1 pseudogene is annotated in these 306 nt (G+C 33.7%); it reads right to left on the bottom strand.

Annotation, left to right across the window (positions count from 1 at the left end):
• Positions 1 to 306: pseudogene (locus tag BRSPCE3_RS35960) on the bottom strand (RnaseH); the annotation flags it as partial.

Raw genomic sequence — 306 nt, 5'->3', positions numbered from 1 at the left:
CATATAAGCTTTCAATTCATCTATAACTTTATGGCTGGATTCAAAATAACCTTCCCAGTCCCAAGTAGATTCTTCTCGTGCTTTTCCACGGTTTTTCTTGTAATAATAAGCGAAATCACGACGCCAGTATCCAGATTTCGCGTTATCAATACACAGTACAATTTTAGTGTATCCAAGCGTTTTTGCTTTTTTGACATTAAACTTAATTGAGTTCAATATCAAATGACGAACCATCGATAAATTAATTTTTTCTTTATCTGGGAAGTTTACCAGAGCAGTTGAAAGAGCAATTTGACTAAAGTCAAT

Origin of the sequence: Bradyrhizobium sp. Ce-3 (genome assembly GCF_022835695.1) — a bacterium.
Lineage (GTDB): Bacteria > Pseudomonadota > Alphaproteobacteria > Rhizobiales > Xanthobacteraceae > Bradyrhizobium.
Note: the sequence above shows the minus strand (reverse complement) of the source record. Positions and strands in the feature narration are given on the sequence as shown.